This is a genomic window from Ectothiorhodospira shaposhnikovii, assembly GCF_022227765.1.
Classification (GTDB): domain Bacteria; phylum Pseudomonadota; class Gammaproteobacteria; order Ectothiorhodospirales; family Ectothiorhodospiraceae; genus Ectothiorhodospira.
Genome location: NZ_JAJMLZ010000007.1, coordinates 209224 through 225459, shown reverse-complemented (window position 1 = coordinate 225459; position 16236 = coordinate 209224). Strand labels below are relative to the sequence as shown.

Here is a 16236-nt window from a genome sequence, read left to right as displayed (position 1 = left end):
GCTGGCGGCGTTATGCGTAAAGTAGGTATATGAGCCAAGTAGTATCAATTAGAGTGCCTGAACACTATGAAGAGGCATGTACGATGTTTCAAAAGGAAGCAAATCTCGCACATAAGAGCATTATAGAAAAGTCTGTTGAGTGCGAATTTATGGTTTTTTTCGATGAATCATCTTATGAGATTCGATGCGAAGGAAAAATTCCGGATTCAGTCTTTTCTGCGCTGGTAAATGTAAAAGATATGTTTGGCGGAAGGCTGTTCTATGAAGAAGAGGAATGGAATGCAGAAGATGGTGAAGTAGCAAGTGAAGCGAAACCACTGGAAAAGATATTGATAGTGCTAGCCATTATATTTTTTCCTATCACGCTAATATATATATTGCTGCGCGTTATTGTATGGATTCCCTTTAAAGTCTGGAAAGCGACGAGATGAATAAATCGCATAACAAGGCAATTTCACACGGACAGAAAAAGCAGCGCCGCTCGTTCCTCACTATGCTTTTTGCCTCCGGTGAACCTCAACGTTAAATCAGTAGTGGTACCGGAGCTGGGCAAGGAGCAATGCGTCATCCGTAACCTTGTAGACCATGCGGTGCTCGTCGTTAATTCGGCGGGACCAGTAACCAGCGAAACTGTGTTTGAGGGGCTCTGGTTTGCCGACGCCCTCGAACGGTTCTCGTTTTGTCTCCTTGATCAGTTTGTTGATTCGGTTCAGGAGCTTTTTGTCGGTTTTCTGCCAGTACAGATAATCTTCCCAGGCGTTTTCGGAGAAGATAAGTTTCATTCAAGAAGCCCCTTTTCCTGGCCGCCACCTTGCTCCAGTTCGGCGACGGATTCCAGCAAACGACGGGCGTTCTTTGGTGCGCGCAGGAGATATGCAGTCTCTTGCAACGCTTCATAATCTTCAAGAGAGATCATGACCACGGACTGCGACTTGCTCCGGGTGATGATCACCGGAGAATGGTCTTCGCAGACCCGTTCCATGGTTTTTGCCAGGTTGGTTCTAGCGGCTGTGTAGCTGATGGCATCCATGGGGCGCTCCTGTACAAGATGTTTATCATGTACAGGATAATGTACGATTAAGGGTTTAACAATCGGCTGCGCCGTAGCCCATTCCCCTCCGACTTTCCAGCTTGAATTTCTCCCGCCCAGGGGCTAGTCTTTCCCCACGAAATTCCCCTATGTTGTGCTAATGCATTCTGCAGGGCACAACAAGTTGTATCTCAAAAAGGAATCCCCCGATGAAATCCCAGGCCGAACAAGCCCTTGCGAATCCATCTTCACGGGAAGTGCCGATGCAGCCGGCCTCCCTGGACATCTGGGACAAGAAGTACCGTCTCAAGACCCGCACCGAAGAGGTTCTGGATCAGGCCCTGGACGATACCTGGAAGCGCATCGCCCGGGCCCTGGCCGATGTGGAGGCCACCCCCGAGCTGCGGGAGAAATGGTACGGCAAGTTCCTCTGGGCCCTGCGCCAGGGGGCGATCCCGGCCGGCCGCATCATTGCCAATGCCGGCGCCTGGGAGCACAAGCCCGCCACTTCCACCATCAACTGCACCGTGTCGGGCACCATCCATGATTCCATGGACGACATCCTGCAGAAGCTCCACGAGGCGGGCCTGACCCTGAAGGCGGGCAGCGGCATCGGCTATGACTTTTCCACCCTGCGTCCCCGTGGGGCTTATGTCTCTGGTGCCGGTGCCTATACCTCCGGGCCTTTGTCGTTCATGGATATCTACGACAAGATGTGCTTCACCGTTTCCTCCGCCGGGGGGCGGCGTGGCGCGCAGATGGGCACCTTCGATATCGGTCACCCGGACGTGGTGGACTTCATCCGCGCCAAGCGAGCGGACGGAAGCCTGCGCCAGTTCAACCTCTCCCTGCTCATCACCGCCGATTTCATGCAGGCGGTGAAGGATGACGCCGAATGGCCCCTGGCCTTCCCCATGACCCTGCAGGAGGCGGAGCAGGACGGCATCGACCTGGATGATCCGGCGCAGGTGCTGTGGCGCGACTGGCCCGATCCCGCCGACTACATCACCAATAATGACGGCCTGGTGGCCTGCCGCATCTACCGACGCCTGCCGGCCCGCAAGCTGTGGAACGTGGTCATGACCTCCACCTATGACTATGCCGAGCCGGGCTTCGTGCTCATCGACAAGGTCAATGAGATGAACAACAACTGGTGGTGCGAGCAGATCCGGGCGACGAACCCATGCGGCGAGCAGCCGTTACCTCCTTATGGGGCATGCTGGACTGGCGATATGCGTTTGAATACCAATTTCGGCCTCATTCGCACCGAGGATGCCTTTGCCTTGGTGCAGCAAGGCGAGGCGTTGAAAGTGGCCGTGGATGATGTGTTTTCCGGGCAGAAGACGGACCTGAGGCCCTGTACCTTGGTTGAAAACGGAACCCGCGAGGTGTTCGAGGTTCGCTTCGACAATGGTCAGCGTATCGAACTGACCGCGGATCATCAGGTATACACACCCGATGGCTGGCGTCGGGTGGACCAACTTGATGTGGGCAGTCTTGTCCACGTGCAGGCCCGGGAACTGTCCCATCTCTCCTTGGCGGACCCCTTTTACCTGGGCGCCCTGAAATACCTCCTGCAGACTTACACCGGCGATCAGTTGATGGTGACCCGTCAGTCCCGGCGGGCTTTGTTACGCACCTTGCTGGATCAGCTCAAGGTGAATTATCAGGAAAGTCCCAAGGGGCTTCAGCTATCCCGCTACCACCCACTGATGGAAGAGATTGATCGTCTGGATCTGTCTCTGGCCCCCTTGCGGGCGGTGGAAGGTTATGTCCATGCCGCTCAGTTGACCGCCGGCCGCTACAAGGACAAGCCGGCGGCATATGGTGAGCGGGTCGTTTGTGAGGCGCTTGCCGAGGCCATCAAGCGCCTGACCCATGAGCCTGTGCGCATCAGTCGTCACCGCAAGGAGACGTACCGGGTGCTGCTACCCGATCTGGCCCTGCAGATGCCGACCATGGATCGTTATGCCCTGGATCTGGAGTATGCAACCTACGGCTGGTTACTGGCCGATGGATGGCTTACCCATTCGGCAGGCGTGTTGTTCAGCGATCAGGACGATGTGGCCATGGAGACAATTGCGCCGCAGTTTGCTGCCATGACAGGGACTTCAGGTACGCTGCGTCAGGCGTATACGGGGCAGGCACGCAATGTGTACTCTCTGGCTTGCTATCGTGCTTCCGCTATCGAGAACCTGAAATCTAATCTGGGCCTGGAGGATTATCGCTCCCGCCAAGTGCGGGTGCCGGAGCGGATCTGGCGTGCGGACTCTGCCAAGCAGGCATCATTTTTGACGGCCGTGTTCTGCGCCGATGGCAGCATCGACACTGAAAAGCTCAATATCCGTCTGACTTCTGCCTCTCGGGAGTGGTTGCAGGACATCCAGCTTCTGTTGCTGAATTTCGGGATTCACGGGACCATCATGGCGTCCGTTTCCAGAGGCAACGCCTTCTACACACTTTGCCTGCAGCATCAGGATGCTTATCGTTTTTATCGGTATATCGGATTCCTTTTCAACACCACCAAGCAGGAAAAGCTGGAATCCCTGCTGGCTGGCAAGGAGCGGTGGCGGGCACCCAAGGAAGACCATGTCGCCCGAATTGAGGCCATCACCGCCATGGGTGAGCAAACGGTGTATGACATCGAGGAATATTCCACCCATACGCTGGTGGTGAACGGCGTGGTTGTTCATAACTGTCTGCTCGGCTCCATCAACCTCACCAAGTTCGTGCGCGAGCCCTTCACCGCCAAGGCCCGGTTCGACTGGGAACAGTTCCGGGAGACCGTCGCCGTCTTTACCCGCATGCTGGACAACGTGGTGGAGATCAACGGCCTGCCACTGCCCCAGCAGCGGGAGGAGATCATCCGCAAGCGCCGCCACGGCATGGGCTATCTGGGGCTGGGTTCCGCCATCACCATGATGGGCATGAAGTACGGCGAGGAAAGATCCCTGCGCTTCACCGAGGACGTCACCCGGGAGATGGCCCTGTCGGGCTGGCGCACCGGTCTGTCCCTGGCTCGGGAGAAGGGGCCGGCGCCCATCATGGAAGAAGAATTCGAGGTGACCCCCACCATGCTGCGCCTGCGCCCGGAAATGGAGCAGGACGGCATCAAGGTGGGCGACAGGATCAAGGGCAAGGTGCTGCATGCCCGCTACAGCCGTTACATGCAGCAGGTGGCCCAGGTGGACCCTGAGCTGGTGAAGTCCCTGGCGGCCCAGGGTTGCCGCTTTACCCACCACACTTCCATCGCGCCCACGGGGACCATCTCCCTGTCTCTGGCCAACAATGCCAGCAACGGGATCGAGCCCTCGTTCGCCCATCACTATGCCCGCAACGTGATCCGCTCCGGCAAGAAGACCAAGGAAAAGGTGGATGTGTACTCCTTCGAGCTGCTGGCTTACCGGCACCTGGTCAATCCCGAGGCCATGCCCTATGCGGAAGACCCCAAGGCCCAACTGCCCGAGTATTTCATCACCGCCGACGAGATCGATCCCAAGGCCCATGTGGATGTGCAGGCGGCGGCACAGCGGTGGATCGACTCGTCCATTTCCAAGACCATCAACGTGCCCACGGCCCATCTGTTCGACGACTTCAAGGACATCTACATGTACGCCTATGAGCAGGGGCTCAAGGGCTGCACCACCTTCCGCTTCAACCCGGAGGCCTTCCAGGGCGTGCTGGTGAAGGAAAAGGATCTGGAGAACACCACCTATCGCTTCGTGCTGGAAGACGGCAGCGTGGTGCTGGCCAAGGGCAACGAAGAAATCGAATACGACGGCGAGACCCACAACGCCGCCAATCTTTACGATGCCCTGAAGGAAGGGTATTACGGTAAATTCTGAACAGGGGCATCATCATGACCATCAAGATCAGCAGTAAGATCGTGGATTTCGGCATCAGTCGCGAGCCTCACCCCGATGGTGAGAGCCAGCCGCCGGCAATGCCCCAGGAACCGGCGCCCGTGGCGGCGCCGGCCGCGGACACGGCCGACAAGGCCCCCAAGGTGGTGCACATGCACGAGAAGCTGGAACGGCCGGAGATGTTGCTGGGGTCCACCTACAAGCTGAAGACTCCGCTCTCCGAGCATGCCCTGTACGTGACCATCAACGATGTGATCCTGAACCCGGGTACCGAGCACGAACTGCGGCGCCCCTTCGAGATCTTCATCAACTCCAAGAACATGGATCACTTCCAGTGGATCGTGGCCCTGACCCGTATCATCTCGGCGGTGTTCAGAAAGGGCGGCGACGTCACCTTCTTGGTGGAGGAGTTGCGCTCGGTGTTCGATCCCCGGGGTGGCTATTTCAAAAAGGGCGGCAAGTACATGCCCTCGCTGGTGGCCGAGATCGGCGATGCCATCGAGAGCCACATGCGGATGATCGGCCTGATCAAGGACGAGGGCCTGGACGAGCACCAGCGCCGCCTGGTGGAGGAAAAGCGCGCCCAGTACGAGGCCAGTGTGCACCAGGCCAGCGACGATCCCCAGGCCCGGGAAAGCTTTCCTCCCGGTGCCCAACTCTGCGGCAAGTGCCACACCAAGGCGGTGGTGGTGATGGACAACTGCCTCACCTGCCTGAACTGCGGGGACAGCAAGTGCGGCTGATGGGAAATGAAATGATGTGACATGAAAAAAGCCCCCGCCGATGGATCATCGGCGGGGGCTTTTTTTAGGTGCGCCTGGCGGGATTGACTCCCTCGGGGGGCGGTCAGGCCTGACTCTCGATCTTTGCCCAGGTATCCCGCAGGGTGACGGCCCGGTTGAATACCGGACGCTCCGGGGTGCCGTCCGGGTCGGCGGCGAAATACCCCAGGCGCTCGAACTGGAAGGACTCGCCCGGACGTGCCTGGGCCGTCTCCGGTTCGAGGCGGGCATCCGGGATCATCACCAGGGATTCCGGGTTCAGATGTTCGATGAAGTCCACGGCCTTGTCGCCGGCGGGGTCGGGTGTCTGGAACAGACGGTCGTAAAGCCGGACTTCGGCCTGTACCGAGTGGACGGCGGAGACCCAGTGGATGGTGCCCTTGACCTTGCGGTTGGCGCCGGGCTGGCCGGAGCGGGTGTCCGGGTCCAGGGTGCAGCGCAGTTCCACCACCTGGCCGTCCGCGTCCTTGATCACTTCGTCGCAGCGGATGATGAAGGCATTGCGCAAGCGTACTTCGCCGCCGGGCTTGAGACGGAAGAACTTCTTCGGCGCTTCTTCCATGAAGTCGTCGGCCTCGATGAAGATTTCCCGGGACATGGCGATCCGGCGGGTTCCCATGTCCGGCTTCTGGGGATGGACCGCCGCTTCCAGCCACTCCGTCTCGCCTTCCGGGAAGTTGGTCAGCACCAGCTTGAGGGGGCGCAGGACGGCCATGGTACGGGGGGCGCGTTCGTTCAGGTCATTGCGCAGGGCGTTTTCCAGCACGCCGAAGGGGATGATGGAGTCGGACTTGGTGACGCCGATCTCGGCACAGAAGGCACGGATGGCCTCGGGGGTGAAGCCCCGGCGACGGACCCCGGCCAGGGTGGGCATGCGGGGATCGTCCCAGCCGCTCACATGGCCTTCATCCACCAGGCGGGTGAGGCGGCGCTTGGAGAGGACGGTGTAGTCCAGGTTCAGCCGGGAAAACTCGATCTGTACCGGGCGGGACGGTACCGGCAGGTGTGCCAGCAGCCAGTCATACAGGGGGCGGTGATCCTCGAATTCCAGGGTGCACAGGGAGTGGGTGATGTGCTCGATGGCATCGCTCTGGCCGTGGGCGTAGTCGTAACTGGGGTAGATGCACCACTGGTTGCCGGTACGCGGGTGGGTCAGGTGGCGGATGCGGTAAATGACCGGGTCCCGCAGGTTGATGTTGCCGGAGGCCATGTCGATCTTCGCCCGCAGCACATGGGCGCCGTCCGCGAACTCGCCAGCCCGCATGCGCTGGAACAGATCACGGCTCTCTTCCCTGGGGCGGTTGCGGAAAGGACTTTCCTCGCCGGGTTCGGTGAGGGTGCCGCGCTGGGCGCGGATGGTATCCGCGTCCTGACTGTCCACATAGGCCAGACCGTGGTCGATCAGGTGCAGGGCCCACTCGTAGAGCTGTTCGAAGTAGTCGGAGGCATGGCGCTCATGCTTCCAGGCATAGCCCAGCCAGTGCACATCCTCCTTGATGGCATCGATGTAACGTTGCTCTTCCTTGGCCGGGTTGGTGTCGTCGAAACGCAGATTGGTATAGCCGCCGAACTCCTCGGCCACACTGAAGTTCAAGGCGATGGACTTGGCATGACCCAGGTGCAGGTAGCCGTTGGGCTCCGGCGGAAAACGGGTGATGATCTGCTGATACTGGCCTGCTTCCAGTTCCTTGCGGATGCGGTTGCGGATGAAGTGGGTGGGGCCCTGGGTGTCCGGTTCGGTCATTGCCTGATGCGTGCTTGGGATAAGCCGCTCAGTATACGGGGGAGGTCGGTGCGGCGCCAATATGGGTCATGATGGGAGAGGGGTGCGGGGGTCGGCGGGATCAAACAAAAAGCCCCCTGAATCAGGGGGCTTGGGGCAGGAACACGAGCGACCTCGACCGACCTCAGGTGACGTCGAAGAACCGATTGGATTCCGCCGGCCGGTTGGGGTCGGGGAACATGTCACGGACGATGCGTGATTCCAGCTGTTCCTGCATCTGGGTCACGGTCTGCGGGCCGGTGTCGTTGCCGGGCACGGTGCCGGACATCGGCCCGCTGCTATCGTTCGTGTCGGCAGCAGCGGGTGCCTGTTGTTCGGGGCCGGCCACTGCCTGCCGTGCGGGATCGACACCGAAGCCGGCCGGCGCGGTTTCCGCTTCGCGGGCCGCCTGCAGTCGGGCCTGAGCCGCCAGCTCACTGCCGCCCTGCTGACGGGCGATGGCTTCTTCCTGTGAACGCGCCGCGTCGGGACGTCCCTGTTCGACCTCCTCGCTGTTGAGCACGGCCCGGTCGATTTCGGTGGCGGTTACCGTGCCGCCGCCGCCTTCGCGTTCCACGGGCGCGGGGACCACCGGGTTGGGAATCACCGGCTGAACCGGGTTCATGACTGGGGTCGTGACCATCATGGCTTGGACTCCTCGCCGTTAGGCCTTCACGTTGATGAGTGCGCCCAGCATCCGGTCTTCCGTCTGCAGGACCTTGACGGCGGCTTCCACCTGGTTGGCGTGCTGAACCTGCTCGACCAGGGGTGCCGTCAGACCTCGCCGTGCCGTGCCGTCCATCTGTCCGGCACTGGCGATTTCCGCCGCGTTCTTGCGCAGCCCCTGCATGCCGGCGTGGATGCCGGACAGTGCACTCTGGCTTGCGGTTGTGATGACCATCGGCTTGTCTTGGATTGAGGCTTACTAAGAGTTTAGTTGAATGATGGGTGATTGTCTTCCCATCGGGCGGATGCTTCGTGCCGTCCGGCGGCCGCGCCCGGCCGCTCGGGGAATGTTAATCTTGTCCATCCCACGGCGTTTCCCTGTGTGACCCCATCATGTTCAAAAAGATCCTGCTGACCTTGACCGTTGCCATCCCCTTTTTCGGGCTGGCCTTTCTGCTGACCGGCTCGCCACCCCGGACCCATTACGACAATCTGCCCTGGGATGTGGAAGTCCATGGCGATGGGACCTCCAGTGTCTTCGGTATCCATCTGGAACAGACGCCCCTGTCGGAACTGCGGGAGCGGTTCATGGTGTTTCCCAGCTTGGCCCTGTTTCAGAGCCGGGAGGACGGGCAGAGCCTGGAAGCCTATTTCGGGCCGGTGAAACTGGGGCCTTTCGAGGCCAACTTCCTGGCGGTGCTGGCGGCGGATGAGCAGACCCTGGCCGGGTTTGCCGAGCGGGCGGTCCATGGCAAGGCCACCCCCAGCGGCGCGCGCCGCCTCGAACTGTCGGAAAACGACACCCGGGCCGCGCTGGCCCTGCCGGTGGTGGAAATCACCTATGTCCCCAGGGCCCGGTATGACGAGGATTCCGTGCTGGCCCGTTTCGGTGAGCCTGTGCGGCGCCTGCCCATGGATGACGGCCGCCGCTACTGGCTCTATCCGGAGCAGGGACTGGTGCTGATGTTCAATCGCCGGGGGCGGGATGTGCTGCACTATGTCGCGCCGGCCCGTTTCGACGAGGCCCAGGGCCGCATCCTGGCCGGCGAGGGTCTGGACCGGTTGCAGCCATGACCGGGGCATGGTGCAGGCCCGGTTTCTGGGAGGGGCGGCCGCTGGCCGACCTGGACACTGATGAATGGGAAGCCCTCTGCGACGGCTGCGGACGCTGCTGCCTGCACAAGCTGCAGGACGAGGATACCGACGAGATCTACTACACCGACGTGGCCTGCCGCCTGTTGGACCCTCTGACCTGTCGCTGCAGCCATTATGAGGATCGTCTGTCCCAGGTGCCGGATTGTGTCCGGCTGAGTCCGGATGAGGTGAGCCAGGTGGCGTGGCTACCGCCCACCTGTGCCTATCGCCGGTTGCACGAGGGCAGGGGGTTGCCCTCGTGGCACCCCCTGCTTACCCATGACCCGGAGAGCGTGCACCGGGCGGGCGTATCCGTGCGCGGCCGCATCCTCTGCGAGCAGAAGATGGGGGATGACTGGGAGTCCCGGATCGTCCTCTGGCCCTGCCGGGACGGGCCGGACTGATCCGTGCCTTAGCCCGGAATCCCGGCGAATTGCCGGGGACCGTACCCCTCCCTGGCTTGCAGATAGGCCTTGAGACGGGCGGCAAAATCCGGCACCACGGATCCCTTGACCGCCTCCAGGGCATTGAGCCGGTCCGCCCAGGCCTGGATGCGGGGGAAATCGGCCCCGTCGAACAGGGGCATGGCCTGGTTCAGCAGGGCATAGCGCATGAACAGGGGGGCGTAGGCGGCATCCACCAGGGAGAAGGCCTCGCCATTGAACCAGGGGCCTTCTCCCTGGCTGGCCTCCAGGCGGCGCAGGCCGGCGATGGCGGCGGCCAGGTGGTGTTCCAGGTCATGCTCGGTTTCCGACATCATGAGCCGGTACTGGTCGATGATCGCCTGGCTGCCGAATTCGATCCAGGCACGGTTCAGGGCCAGGGTCAGCGGGTCGCTGGGCTTGAGGCTAGGCGGGGTGATGTCGTCGATGAATTCGTTGATGACGGCGGATTCGAACAGAACCGTCTGTCGATCCACTTGCAGCACCGGGACCTTGCCGGTGGGGGAGAGGGCAAGAAACCATTCCGGCGGGTGTTCCAGATCGATATAGTCGATCTCGTAGGGGGCCTGCTTGTAGCGCAGGGTGATGACGCTGCGCTGGACGAAGGGGCACAGTTCGAAGCTGATAAGTCTCAGATGCATGAGGAGAGGCGGCTCCTTGGTTTGGTAAGCTGGACAGTGTATCAACCCACGCAGGCAGGATTCATGAGTGACCCACTGGATGTTGTGCGAATCGACAAATGGCTCTGGGCCGCCCGTTTCTTCAAGACCCGCGCCTTGGCCGCCGAGGCGGTGAGCGGGGGACACGTCCATGTGAACGGGCAGCGGGTCAAGCCGGCCCGGGCCGTCAAGGTGGGGGACCGGCTTCGCATCACCCGCAATGCCGAGGCCTGGGAGGTGGAGGTCGTGGGGCTGAATGATCGGCGTCGGCCCGCCGTCGAGGCTCAGGCCCTGTACCGGGAGTCGGAACAGAGTCGGGCCCGTCGCGCCGAGGAGGCCGAAGCACGGCGTCTGGCCCGCCTGGCGGTGCCCCATACCGAACATCGCCCGGATCGCCGTGACCGGCGTCATATCCGCCGCTTTATCGGCAAGGAGTAGTCCCGTGCCCAGACCCGTGACGCCGCTCATCGCCGCCGATGTGATCATCCGCCTGGAGGATCAGGCCGATCGTATCGTGCTGATCGAGCGCCTCAATCCGCCCCATGGCTGGGCCTTGCCCGGCGGCTTCATGGATGTGGGGGAGTCACTGGAGCAGGCGGCGATCCGCGAGGCCCAAGAGGAAACCGGATTGGTGGTGCGACTGGAGGTCCTGCTGGGCTGCTATTCGGATCCCGGCCGGGATGAACGGGGGCATACGGTGAGTGCCGTCTATGCGGCGGTTGCCCGGGGGATGCCGGTGGCGGCGGATGATGCCAAGGCGGTCTGGGTTGTGGCCGCGGACCAAGTGGACCGGCCCCTGGCCTTCGATCATCGCCGGATACTGGATGACTATCTGGAATTCCGGCGCACGGGCCGGGTGGCGCCGCTCCCTCCTCCCCCCGGTGGGGGAGGGGGAGAGGGATGACAGGGGATTGATTAACCCCGTTCCTTGACCCACTTGCCGATGGCTGGCGGTACGGTCTTTTGTGCCTTGCCGCTCACATAGATGCCGATATGGCCGCCGGGGAAGGACAGTTCGGTGTAGTCCTTGGTGCCCACCTTGCCGGCCAGGGCCTTGGAGGCATCCGGCGGTACCAGGTGATCCTGCTCGGCAAAGATGTTCAGTACCGGCATGGTCACGTTGGCCAGGCTCACTTCGTACTCGCCGATCTGAAGGCCGCCGTTCATGAGCTTGTTCTTCTGGTAGAAGTCCTTGATGAACTGGCGGTAGGTTTCGCCGACCTGGTCCGGGCTGTCGAAGATCCACTTCTCCATGCGCAGGAAGTTGTCCAGCTTGTCCTTGTCCTGCAGCACTTCCACCATGTCCAGATACTTCTGGCCCATGAGCTGATAGGGCTTGAGGTTGAGGAAGGTCCAGTTGAGCAGTTCACCCGGGACATTGCCCATGGTGTCCACCAGGGTGTCGATGTCCACGTGCTTGACCCAGTGGGAGAGGATGTTGTCCGGGGTCTGGAAGTCCACCGGGGTCACCATGGTGATCAGGTTCTGCACCTTTTCCGGATGCATGGCGCTGTAGCACAGGCTGAAGGTGCCGCCCTGGCAGATACCCAGGATGTTGATCTTGTCCAGGTTGTGGCGACGGCAGATCTCGTCCACGCAGCGGTCCAGGTAGCCGTTGAGATAATCGTCCATGGTCAGGAAACGGTCGGCCCGGTCAGGGTAGCCCCAGTCGATCAGGTAAACATCCATGCCGGCTTCCAGCAGGCCCTTGACCGTGGAGCGGTCATCCTGAAGGTCCGTCATGTAGGGGCGGTTCACCAGGGCGTAGACGATCAGCACCGGTACCGGGTGCTGGACCACGGAGGCCGGTGCCTGGAAGCGGTACAGGGTGAGCTTGTCTTCCTTGTAGACCGCTTCCTTGGGTGTCACGCCGGAGGGAATGTCACCGGCATCGGCCAGGTTCTGCAGGCCCTGGGTGAGCTTGTTCTGGAAGGTGGTCAGTTCGTCCATGACCTGATCGGGTCTGATCTGAATCGGAATCATTGGCCGGCTCTCCTTTTAGTCGTTCTGCTTGGCCTTGGTGGTGGTCTGGCGTTTCGTGGCCGTGGCGCGGCTACGGGTGCCGGTGGCGGCGCGGGAGGCGCTGGCGTTCCCCTTGTCTTCGGCCTTGCTTTCCACCTGGGCTTCCACGCTTGCCGGCACGGGCTGGCCGTTCACCTGATCGGTCAGCTTGCGAACCGTGGCCTTGAGGGCCTGCAGTTCACGGCGGCTTTCCTGCAGGCGGCGGTGCAGGGTGTTCACTTCGCGGCGGGTGGGCATGTTCAGGCTTTCGGTGACCTCGTCCATGAGGCGGGTGCCCTGGCGCTTTACCGCCATCAGGCTGTTGACCATCTCGCCGTAGATCTTGGCGTACTCCTCGGACATGACGAATTCGCCGTAGACCTCTTCGCAGACGTCCACCCACTCATCGTAGAGGGCGCGCATGGAGGTGATGGGCTTGTCCTGACGACCGGCGTCGTCCAGACGGGCGCGGAAGCGGTCGATGGAGTCCATGCCGACCTTGTTGAAGGCGGCCTGATAGTTCTGCATGGCCTGCTGGTAATTGACCATCAGCTTGGCCAGGTTCTGGTACTGCTCCTGGGATTCGCGGGTGTAACCGACGCCGGGCACGGACAGGAAACGGTCCAGCTGTTCCTGCACGGCATCGCCGTAGGGGGCACGGGCCGGCGGCCGCAGGGCCTGCATGTAGTCGCCCGGCATGGGCATGAAGGACGACGTGGCGCGACGCCAGGTGTCCAGGGGCATCTGCCAGAAGGCATTGGCATCCCGGCTGGCACCGGGCATGTTGGTGAAGCCCTGGAAGGCGTTGCTCATCTGGTCGAGCCACTTGTTCACGGCCTCGGCGGCATTGTTGCCTTCCGCGCCCCGATAGAGGTTTTCCGCCATGGAAAAATAATTGCGACCGATCTTCATCATCTGGTCCATGGCGTCATTGCCGGACAGGGGCATGCCGCTGGAAACGGTCTTCCACCACTGATCCAGGCCATCCCCCCAGTGGTTGGTGCCTTCGCTGCCGCCTACGGCCTTGCGGCTCATGTCCATCCAGGCAGACCAGTATTTGCGCTGGGCTTCCATCCAGTCTTCGGGGTTGAAGGGGTTTGAGTCAGCCATCAATCATCTCCTTTGGGTCCATTCTGGGCCAGGTGGTTATCAGCCGGGATCGTTGTCGCGACCGCTCAATCAAGAGCCTGGGCCGACGGGCATTCCCGGGCCTGGGCGGTCATTGCTTGGGACGATCTGACAGGGTACAGCATTATAAGGATAAGGTTAGCATAGATTTTGTGCGCTGCAACAATTCTGCCGGGATGATGCTCCATGGTTGGTCAGGGGTGCAGCGCTTCTGGTATAAACTTCCGGAGCAATCACTTGATCCTCAAGGGTGCCATTCCTTTTGGATCAAATATGCCAGGAAAGCAAGACCAAGTACCCTGAAAGTGCGAACCACCCCCGGTGCCCGGCATGAAAACCCGGTCAAGGGGTGGCCGCAGGCATACCCCATTTCAGAAACACGCCCCTGATCAGGAGGATTTACATGGCTGAATCTATTGTCATCGTCGATGCGGCGCGCACCCCGGTCGGTACCTTCAACGGTTCCCTGTCACAGATTCCGGCCTCGACCCTGGGGGCCATGGTCATGAAGGCGCTGCTGGCTCGCACCGGCCTGTCCCCCGAGCAGGTGGACGAGGTCATCCTCGGGCAGGTGCTGCAGGCCGGCGTGGGCCAGAATGCCGCCCGTCAGGCCGCCGTGGAGGCCGGTATCCCTTATTCTTCCCCGGCCATGACCATCAACAAGGTCTGCGGCAGTGGTCTCAAGGCGGTTCATCTGGCCTGGCAGTCGGTCCTGTGCGGCGATTCCAACGTGGTGATCGCCGGAGGCCAGGAAAACATGAGTGCCTCTCCCCATGTCCTGCCGGGCTCCCGTCAGGGAACCAAGATGGGCGACTGGAAGATGGTGGATACCATGATCAAGGATGGCCTGTGGTGTGCCTTCAATGATTATCACATGGGCACCACCGCCGAGAACATCGCCGGCGAGTTCAGGATTAGCCGGGATGAGCAGGACGCCTTTGCCGCCCAGTCCCAGCAGCGGGCCGAGGCCGCCCAGAAGGCGGGATATTTCAAGGATGAGATCGTGCCGGTGGAGATTCCGCAGAAAAAGGGCGAGGTCAAGGTCTTCGACATGGATGAATTTCCCCGTCACGGCACCACGGCGGAAGGCCTGGGCAAGCTGAGGCCGGCTTTCAGCCGGGATGGCACGGTGACCGCCGGCAATGCCTCCGGTATCAATGACGGTGCCGCGGCCGTGGTGGTCATGCGTGAATCCATGGCCAGCGAGCTGGGCCTCAACCCCCTGGCCCGCATCGTTTCCTTCGCCGCCGCCGGCGTGGACCCGGCGATCATGGGCACCGGTCCCATCCCCGCCACCATCAAGTGCCTGGAGAAGGCCGGCTGGCGTCCCGCCGATCTGGACATGGTGGAGGCCAACGAGGCCTTTGCCGCCCAGGCCATTGCAGTCAACAAGCAGCTGGGCTGGGACCTGTCCAAGGTGAACGTGAGCGGCGGGGCCATTGCCATCGGCCATCCCATCGGTGCCTCCGGCGCCCGGGTGCTGGTGACCCTCCTGCACGGCATGAAGCGCACCGGTGCCAGGCGGGGTCTGGCCACCCTGTGCATCGGTGGTGGTCAGGGTGTGGCGCTGGCTGTCGAGGCAGTCTGACCGGGGCGTGACGGGCGGATTCGGGTTTCTTTTCGGATCCGCCCTTTGCAAGCGGTCCAGTTGAATGTTGATGGGAGAAGTGGGTGAACGAACCGCGGATAGTGAAGAAGTATCCCAATCGGCGTCTCTACGATACCGAGGAGAGCCGTTATGTGACGCTGGCCGATGTACAGCAGCTGGTGCGCCGCGGGATCAACGTGAAGGTGATCGACAGTCAGTCGGGCAAGGACATCACCCGGGGCATTCTGATTCAGATCATCACCGAGCAGGAGACGGCCGGAGAGCCGCTCTTCACCACCGAGATGCTGGTGCGTTTCATCCGCTTCTATGACGAGGCGGTTCATGAGGCTTTTTCCGGTTATCTGGACCAGAGCCTGCGATTCTTCGCCGATCAGCAGCGGGATTTCAATGACCGCATGCGGGACGTGCTGGGTGGGCGGGCTACCTGGGACATTACCGAGATGACCCGTCGCAACCTGGAGTTCTGGAAAGGCATGCAGGATCAGTTCTTCAAGGCCGCGGTATTCCCCGGCCCGGGTCATGAGACCAGGAAGGATCCCGCCAAGCCGCCGGAACAGTCGCCGCCGGCGGATTCGGGTGATGGGGGCACCGCCACCGCGGACAAGGCGGGAAAAAAACCGAAATAGTCGACTGTCCGCGCTTGGTGGGGTGGCGGGCGGGTATGCGTCGCAAAACCCGCATATCGGCTTGACGCCGTGCCCGGATGGGGTTATATGTTGCGCTGCAGCATAGGCGGCGGCAAGGCTGGATGCTGTGTCCACATAACCCCAACCCGGAGAGCGCACCATGAACGACATGATCGAGCTGTTCAACAAGGCCAACCAGACCGGCTTCGACACCTTCCGCAAGTTGAGCGACATCAACCAGCAGACCTTCCAGAAGCTGGTGGAGCAGCAGCTGGACTTGACCACGGGCCTGGTGGATGTGAGCATGAAACACCTTGAGCAGGTGGGCAAGGCCAAGGGGTATCAGGAACTCGTGACCCTGCAGACGGATCTGCTGCGTGATTGCAGCCAGAAGATGGTTGCCACTTACAAGAGCGGGCAGGAGATCCTTGATGATGCCCGCAATTCCATGAGCCGGTTGATGGATGATTCCGTCAAGGCGGCGGAAGAAACCGTCAAGCACGTGAGCACTGTTGCCAAGAAGGCTGCCTGAT

At 61.4% G+C, this 16236-nt stretch carries 18 protein-coding genes; 10 read left to right on the top strand and 8 right to left on the bottom strand.

The genetic code is table 11. The annotated features are described in order from the left end of the window. Positions 1-29: 29 nt before the first annotated feature. Positions 30-431: a hypothetical protein gene (locus LQD11_RS11485; RefSeq protein ID WP_238617661.1), complete on the top strand. Its 402-nt coding sequence runs from the start codon at positions 30-32 to the stop codon at positions 429-431. A 96-nt stretch (positions 432-527) separates the two neighbouring features. Here LQD11_RS11485 and LQD11_RS11480 read toward each other — a convergent pair whose 3' ends face one another. Then, positions 528-782, bottom strand: a complete 255-nt coding sequence (locus LQD11_RS11480; protein WP_135480032.1) for a Txe/YoeB family addiction module toxin — start codon at positions 780-782, stop codon at positions 528-530. Then, the gene (locus tag LQD11_RS11475; RefSeq protein WP_200176806.1) at positions 779-1030 is read right to left on the bottom strand and encodes a type II toxin-antitoxin system Phd/YefM family antitoxin; all 252 of its coding nucleotides are present in this window, start codon (positions 1028-1030) and stop codon (positions 779-781) included. The genes LQD11_RS11480 and LQD11_RS11475 overlap by 4 nt, the downstream gene beginning before the upstream one ends. Positions 1031-1239: 209 nt before the next feature. Here LQD11_RS11475 and LQD11_RS11470 point away from each other — a divergent pair, with 209 nt between their 5' ends. Further along, the gene (locus LQD11_RS11470; RefSeq protein WP_238617660.1) at positions 1240-4875 is read left to right on the top strand and encodes an LAGLIDADG family homing endonuclease; all 3636 of its coding nucleotides are present in this window, start codon (positions 1240-1242) and stop codon (positions 4873-4875) included. Between the two features lie 14 nt (positions 4876-4889). Beyond that, positions 4890-5636 carry a TSCPD domain-containing protein gene (locus LQD11_RS11465; RefSeq protein WP_200176808.1) on the top strand — a complete coding sequence of 249 codons (747 nt, stop codon included), beginning with the start codon at positions 4890-4892 and terminating at the stop codon, positions 5634-5636. A 103-nt stretch (positions 5637-5739) separates the two neighbouring features. On the opposite strand, the gene LQD11_RS11460 is transcribed toward LQD11_RS11465, so the two are convergent. The 3 genes from LQD11_RS11460 to LQD11_RS11450 all read right to left on the bottom strand — a co-directional run bounded on the left by LQD11_RS11460 (position 5740) and on the right by LQD11_RS11450 (position 8338). Further along, entirely contained in the window at positions 5740-7419 is a 1680-nt protein-coding gene (locus tag LQD11_RS11460; RefSeq protein ID WP_238617659.1) for a glutamine--tRNA ligase/YqeY domain fusion protein, read from the bottom strand. A 163-nt stretch (positions 7420-7582) separates the two neighbouring features. Next, positions 7583-8083, bottom strand: a complete 501-nt coding sequence (locus tag LQD11_RS11455) for a hypothetical protein (RefSeq protein WP_238617658.1) — start codon at positions 8081-8083, stop codon at positions 7583-7585. A gap of 18 nt (positions 8084-8101) precedes the next feature. Further along, positions 8102-8338: a hypothetical protein gene (locus LQD11_RS11450; protein WP_008930651.1), complete on the bottom strand. Its 237-nt coding sequence runs from the start codon at positions 8336-8338 to the stop codon at positions 8102-8104. A 158-nt stretch (positions 8339-8496) separates the two neighbouring features. Between LQD11_RS11450 and LQD11_RS11445 the strand changes: the two genes are divergently transcribed. Beyond that, positions 8497-9177: a hypothetical protein gene (locus tag LQD11_RS11445; RefSeq protein ID WP_238617657.1), complete on the top strand. Its 681-nt coding sequence runs from the start codon at positions 8497-8499 to the stop codon at positions 9175-9177. Next, on the top strand, positions 9174-9641 hold the full coding sequence (locus LQD11_RS11440) for a YcgN family cysteine cluster protein (protein ID WP_238617656.1): 468 nt from the start codon (positions 9174-9176) through the stop codon (positions 9639-9641). The genes LQD11_RS11445 and LQD11_RS11440 overlap by 4 nt, the downstream gene beginning before the upstream one ends. An 8-nt stretch (positions 9642-9649) precedes the next feature. Here LQD11_RS11440 and LQD11_RS11435 read toward each other — a convergent pair whose 3' ends face one another. Further along, positions 9650-10321 (bottom strand): glutathione S-transferase family protein, encoded by a 672-nt coding sequence (locus LQD11_RS11435; protein ID WP_238617655.1) that lies wholly within the window; start codon positions 10319-10321, stop codon positions 9650-9652. Between the two features lie 63 nt (positions 10322-10384). Between LQD11_RS11435 and LQD11_RS11430 the strand changes: the two genes are divergently transcribed. Together LQD11_RS11430 and LQD11_RS11425 are read left to right on the top strand one after the other, a co-directional pair. Then, on the top strand, positions 10385-10777 hold the full coding sequence (locus LQD11_RS11430) for an RNA-binding S4 domain-containing protein (protein WP_238617654.1): 393 nt from the start codon (positions 10385-10387) through the stop codon (positions 10775-10777). Positions 10778-10781: 4 nt separating this feature from the next. Further along, a complete protein-coding gene (locus LQD11_RS11425) occupies positions 10782-11243 on the top strand; it encodes an NUDIX domain-containing protein (RefSeq protein ID WP_238617653.1) in 462 nt (153 codons plus the stop codon). Between the two features lie 11 nt (positions 11244-11254). Here LQD11_RS11425 and LQD11_RS11420 read toward each other — a convergent pair whose 3' ends face one another. After that, positions 11255-12322, bottom strand: coding sequence for a class III poly(R)-hydroxyalkanoic acid synthase subunit PhaC (locus LQD11_RS11420; RefSeq protein ID WP_238617652.1), 1068 nt, complete (start codon positions 12320-12322; stop codon positions 11255-11257). Between the two features lie 15 nt (positions 12323-12337). Continuing rightward, positions 12338-13450: a class III poly(R)-hydroxyalkanoic acid synthase subunit PhaE gene (gene phaE / locus LQD11_RS11415; RefSeq protein WP_238617651.1), complete on the bottom strand. Its 1113-nt coding sequence runs from the start codon at positions 13448-13450 to the stop codon at positions 12338-12340. A gap of 421 nt (positions 13451-13871) precedes the next feature. Here phaE and LQD11_RS11410 point away from each other — a divergent pair, with 421 nt between their 5' ends. From LQD11_RS11410 to LQD11_RS11400, 3 genes are all read left to right on the top strand, one after another. Next, entirely contained in the window at positions 13872-15056 is a 1185-nt protein-coding gene (locus tag LQD11_RS11410; protein WP_238617650.1) for an acetyl-CoA C-acetyltransferase, read from the top strand. 83 nt (positions 15057-15139) lie between these two features. Further along, positions 15140-15703: a polyhydroxyalkanoate synthesis repressor PhaR gene (gene phaR / locus LQD11_RS11405; protein ID WP_238617649.1), complete on the top strand. Its 564-nt coding sequence runs from the start codon at positions 15140-15142 to the stop codon at positions 15701-15703. A gap of 160 nt (positions 15704-15863) precedes the next feature. Next, positions 15864-16235, top strand: a complete 372-nt coding sequence (locus tag LQD11_RS11400) for a phasin family protein (protein ID WP_238617648.1) — start codon at positions 15864-15866, stop codon at positions 16233-16235. Position 16236 lies beyond the last annotated feature (1 nt).

What these genes read in the sequence shown, in the direction of transcription:
- LQD11_RS11485 (WP_238617661.1), top strand. Translation starts at nt 30, where the DNA reads ATGAGCCAAGTAGTATCAATTAGAGTGCCTGAACACTATGAAGAGGCA.
- LQD11_RS11480 (WP_135480032.1), bottom strand. Translation starts at nt 782, where the DNA reads ATGAAACTTATCTTCTCCGAAAACGCCTGGGAAGATTATCTGTACTGG.
- LQD11_RS11475 (WP_200176806.1), bottom strand. Translation starts at nt 1,030, where the DNA reads ATGGATGCCATCAGCTACACAGCCGCTAGAACCAACCTGGCAAAAACC.
- LQD11_RS11470 (WP_238617660.1), top strand. Translation starts at nt 1,240, where the DNA reads ATGAAATCCCAGGCCGAACAAGCCCTTGCGAATCCATCTTCACGGGAA.
- LQD11_RS11465 (WP_200176808.1), top strand. Translation starts at nt 4,890, where the DNA reads ATGACCATCAAGATCAGCAGTAAGATCGTGGATTTCGGCATCAGTCGC.
- LQD11_RS11460 (WP_238617659.1), bottom strand. Translation starts at nt 7,419, where the DNA reads ATGACCGAACCGGACACCCAGGGCCCCACCCACTTCATCCGCAACCGC.
- LQD11_RS11455 (WP_238617658.1), bottom strand. Translation starts at nt 8,083, where the DNA reads ATGATGGTCACGACCCCAGTCATGAACCCGGTTCAGCCGGTGATTCCC.
- LQD11_RS11450 (WP_008930651.1), bottom strand. Translation starts at nt 8,338, where the DNA reads ATGGTCATCACAACCGCAAGCCAGAGTGCACTGTCCGGCATCCACGCC.
- LQD11_RS11445 (WP_238617657.1), top strand. Translation starts at nt 8,497, where the DNA reads ATGTTCAAAAAGATCCTGCTGACCTTGACCGTTGCCATCCCCTTTTTC.
- LQD11_RS11440 (WP_238617656.1), top strand. Translation starts at nt 9,174, where the DNA reads ATGACCGGGGCATGGTGCAGGCCCGGTTTCTGGGAGGGGCGGCCGCTG.
- LQD11_RS11435 (WP_238617655.1), bottom strand. Translation starts at nt 10,321, where the DNA reads ATGCATCTGAGACTTATCAGCTTCGAACTGTGCCCCTTCGTCCAGCGC.
- LQD11_RS11430 (WP_238617654.1), top strand. Translation starts at nt 10,385, where the DNA reads ATGAGTGACCCACTGGATGTTGTGCGAATCGACAAATGGCTCTGGGCC.
- LQD11_RS11420 (WP_238617652.1), bottom strand. Translation starts at nt 12,322, where the DNA reads ATGATTCCGATTCAGATCAGACCCGATCAGGTCATGGACGAACTGACC.
- phaE (WP_238617651.1), bottom strand. Translation starts at nt 13,450, where the DNA reads ATGGCTGACTCAAACCCCTTCAACCCCGAAGACTGGATGGAAGCCCAG.
- LQD11_RS11410 (WP_238617650.1), top strand. Translation starts at nt 13,872, where the DNA reads ATGGCTGAATCTATTGTCATCGTCGATGCGGCGCGCACCCCGGTCGGT.
- LQD11_RS11400 (WP_238617648.1), top strand. Translation starts at nt 15,864, where the DNA reads ATGAACGACATGATCGAGCTGTTCAACAAGGCCAACCAGACCGGCTTC.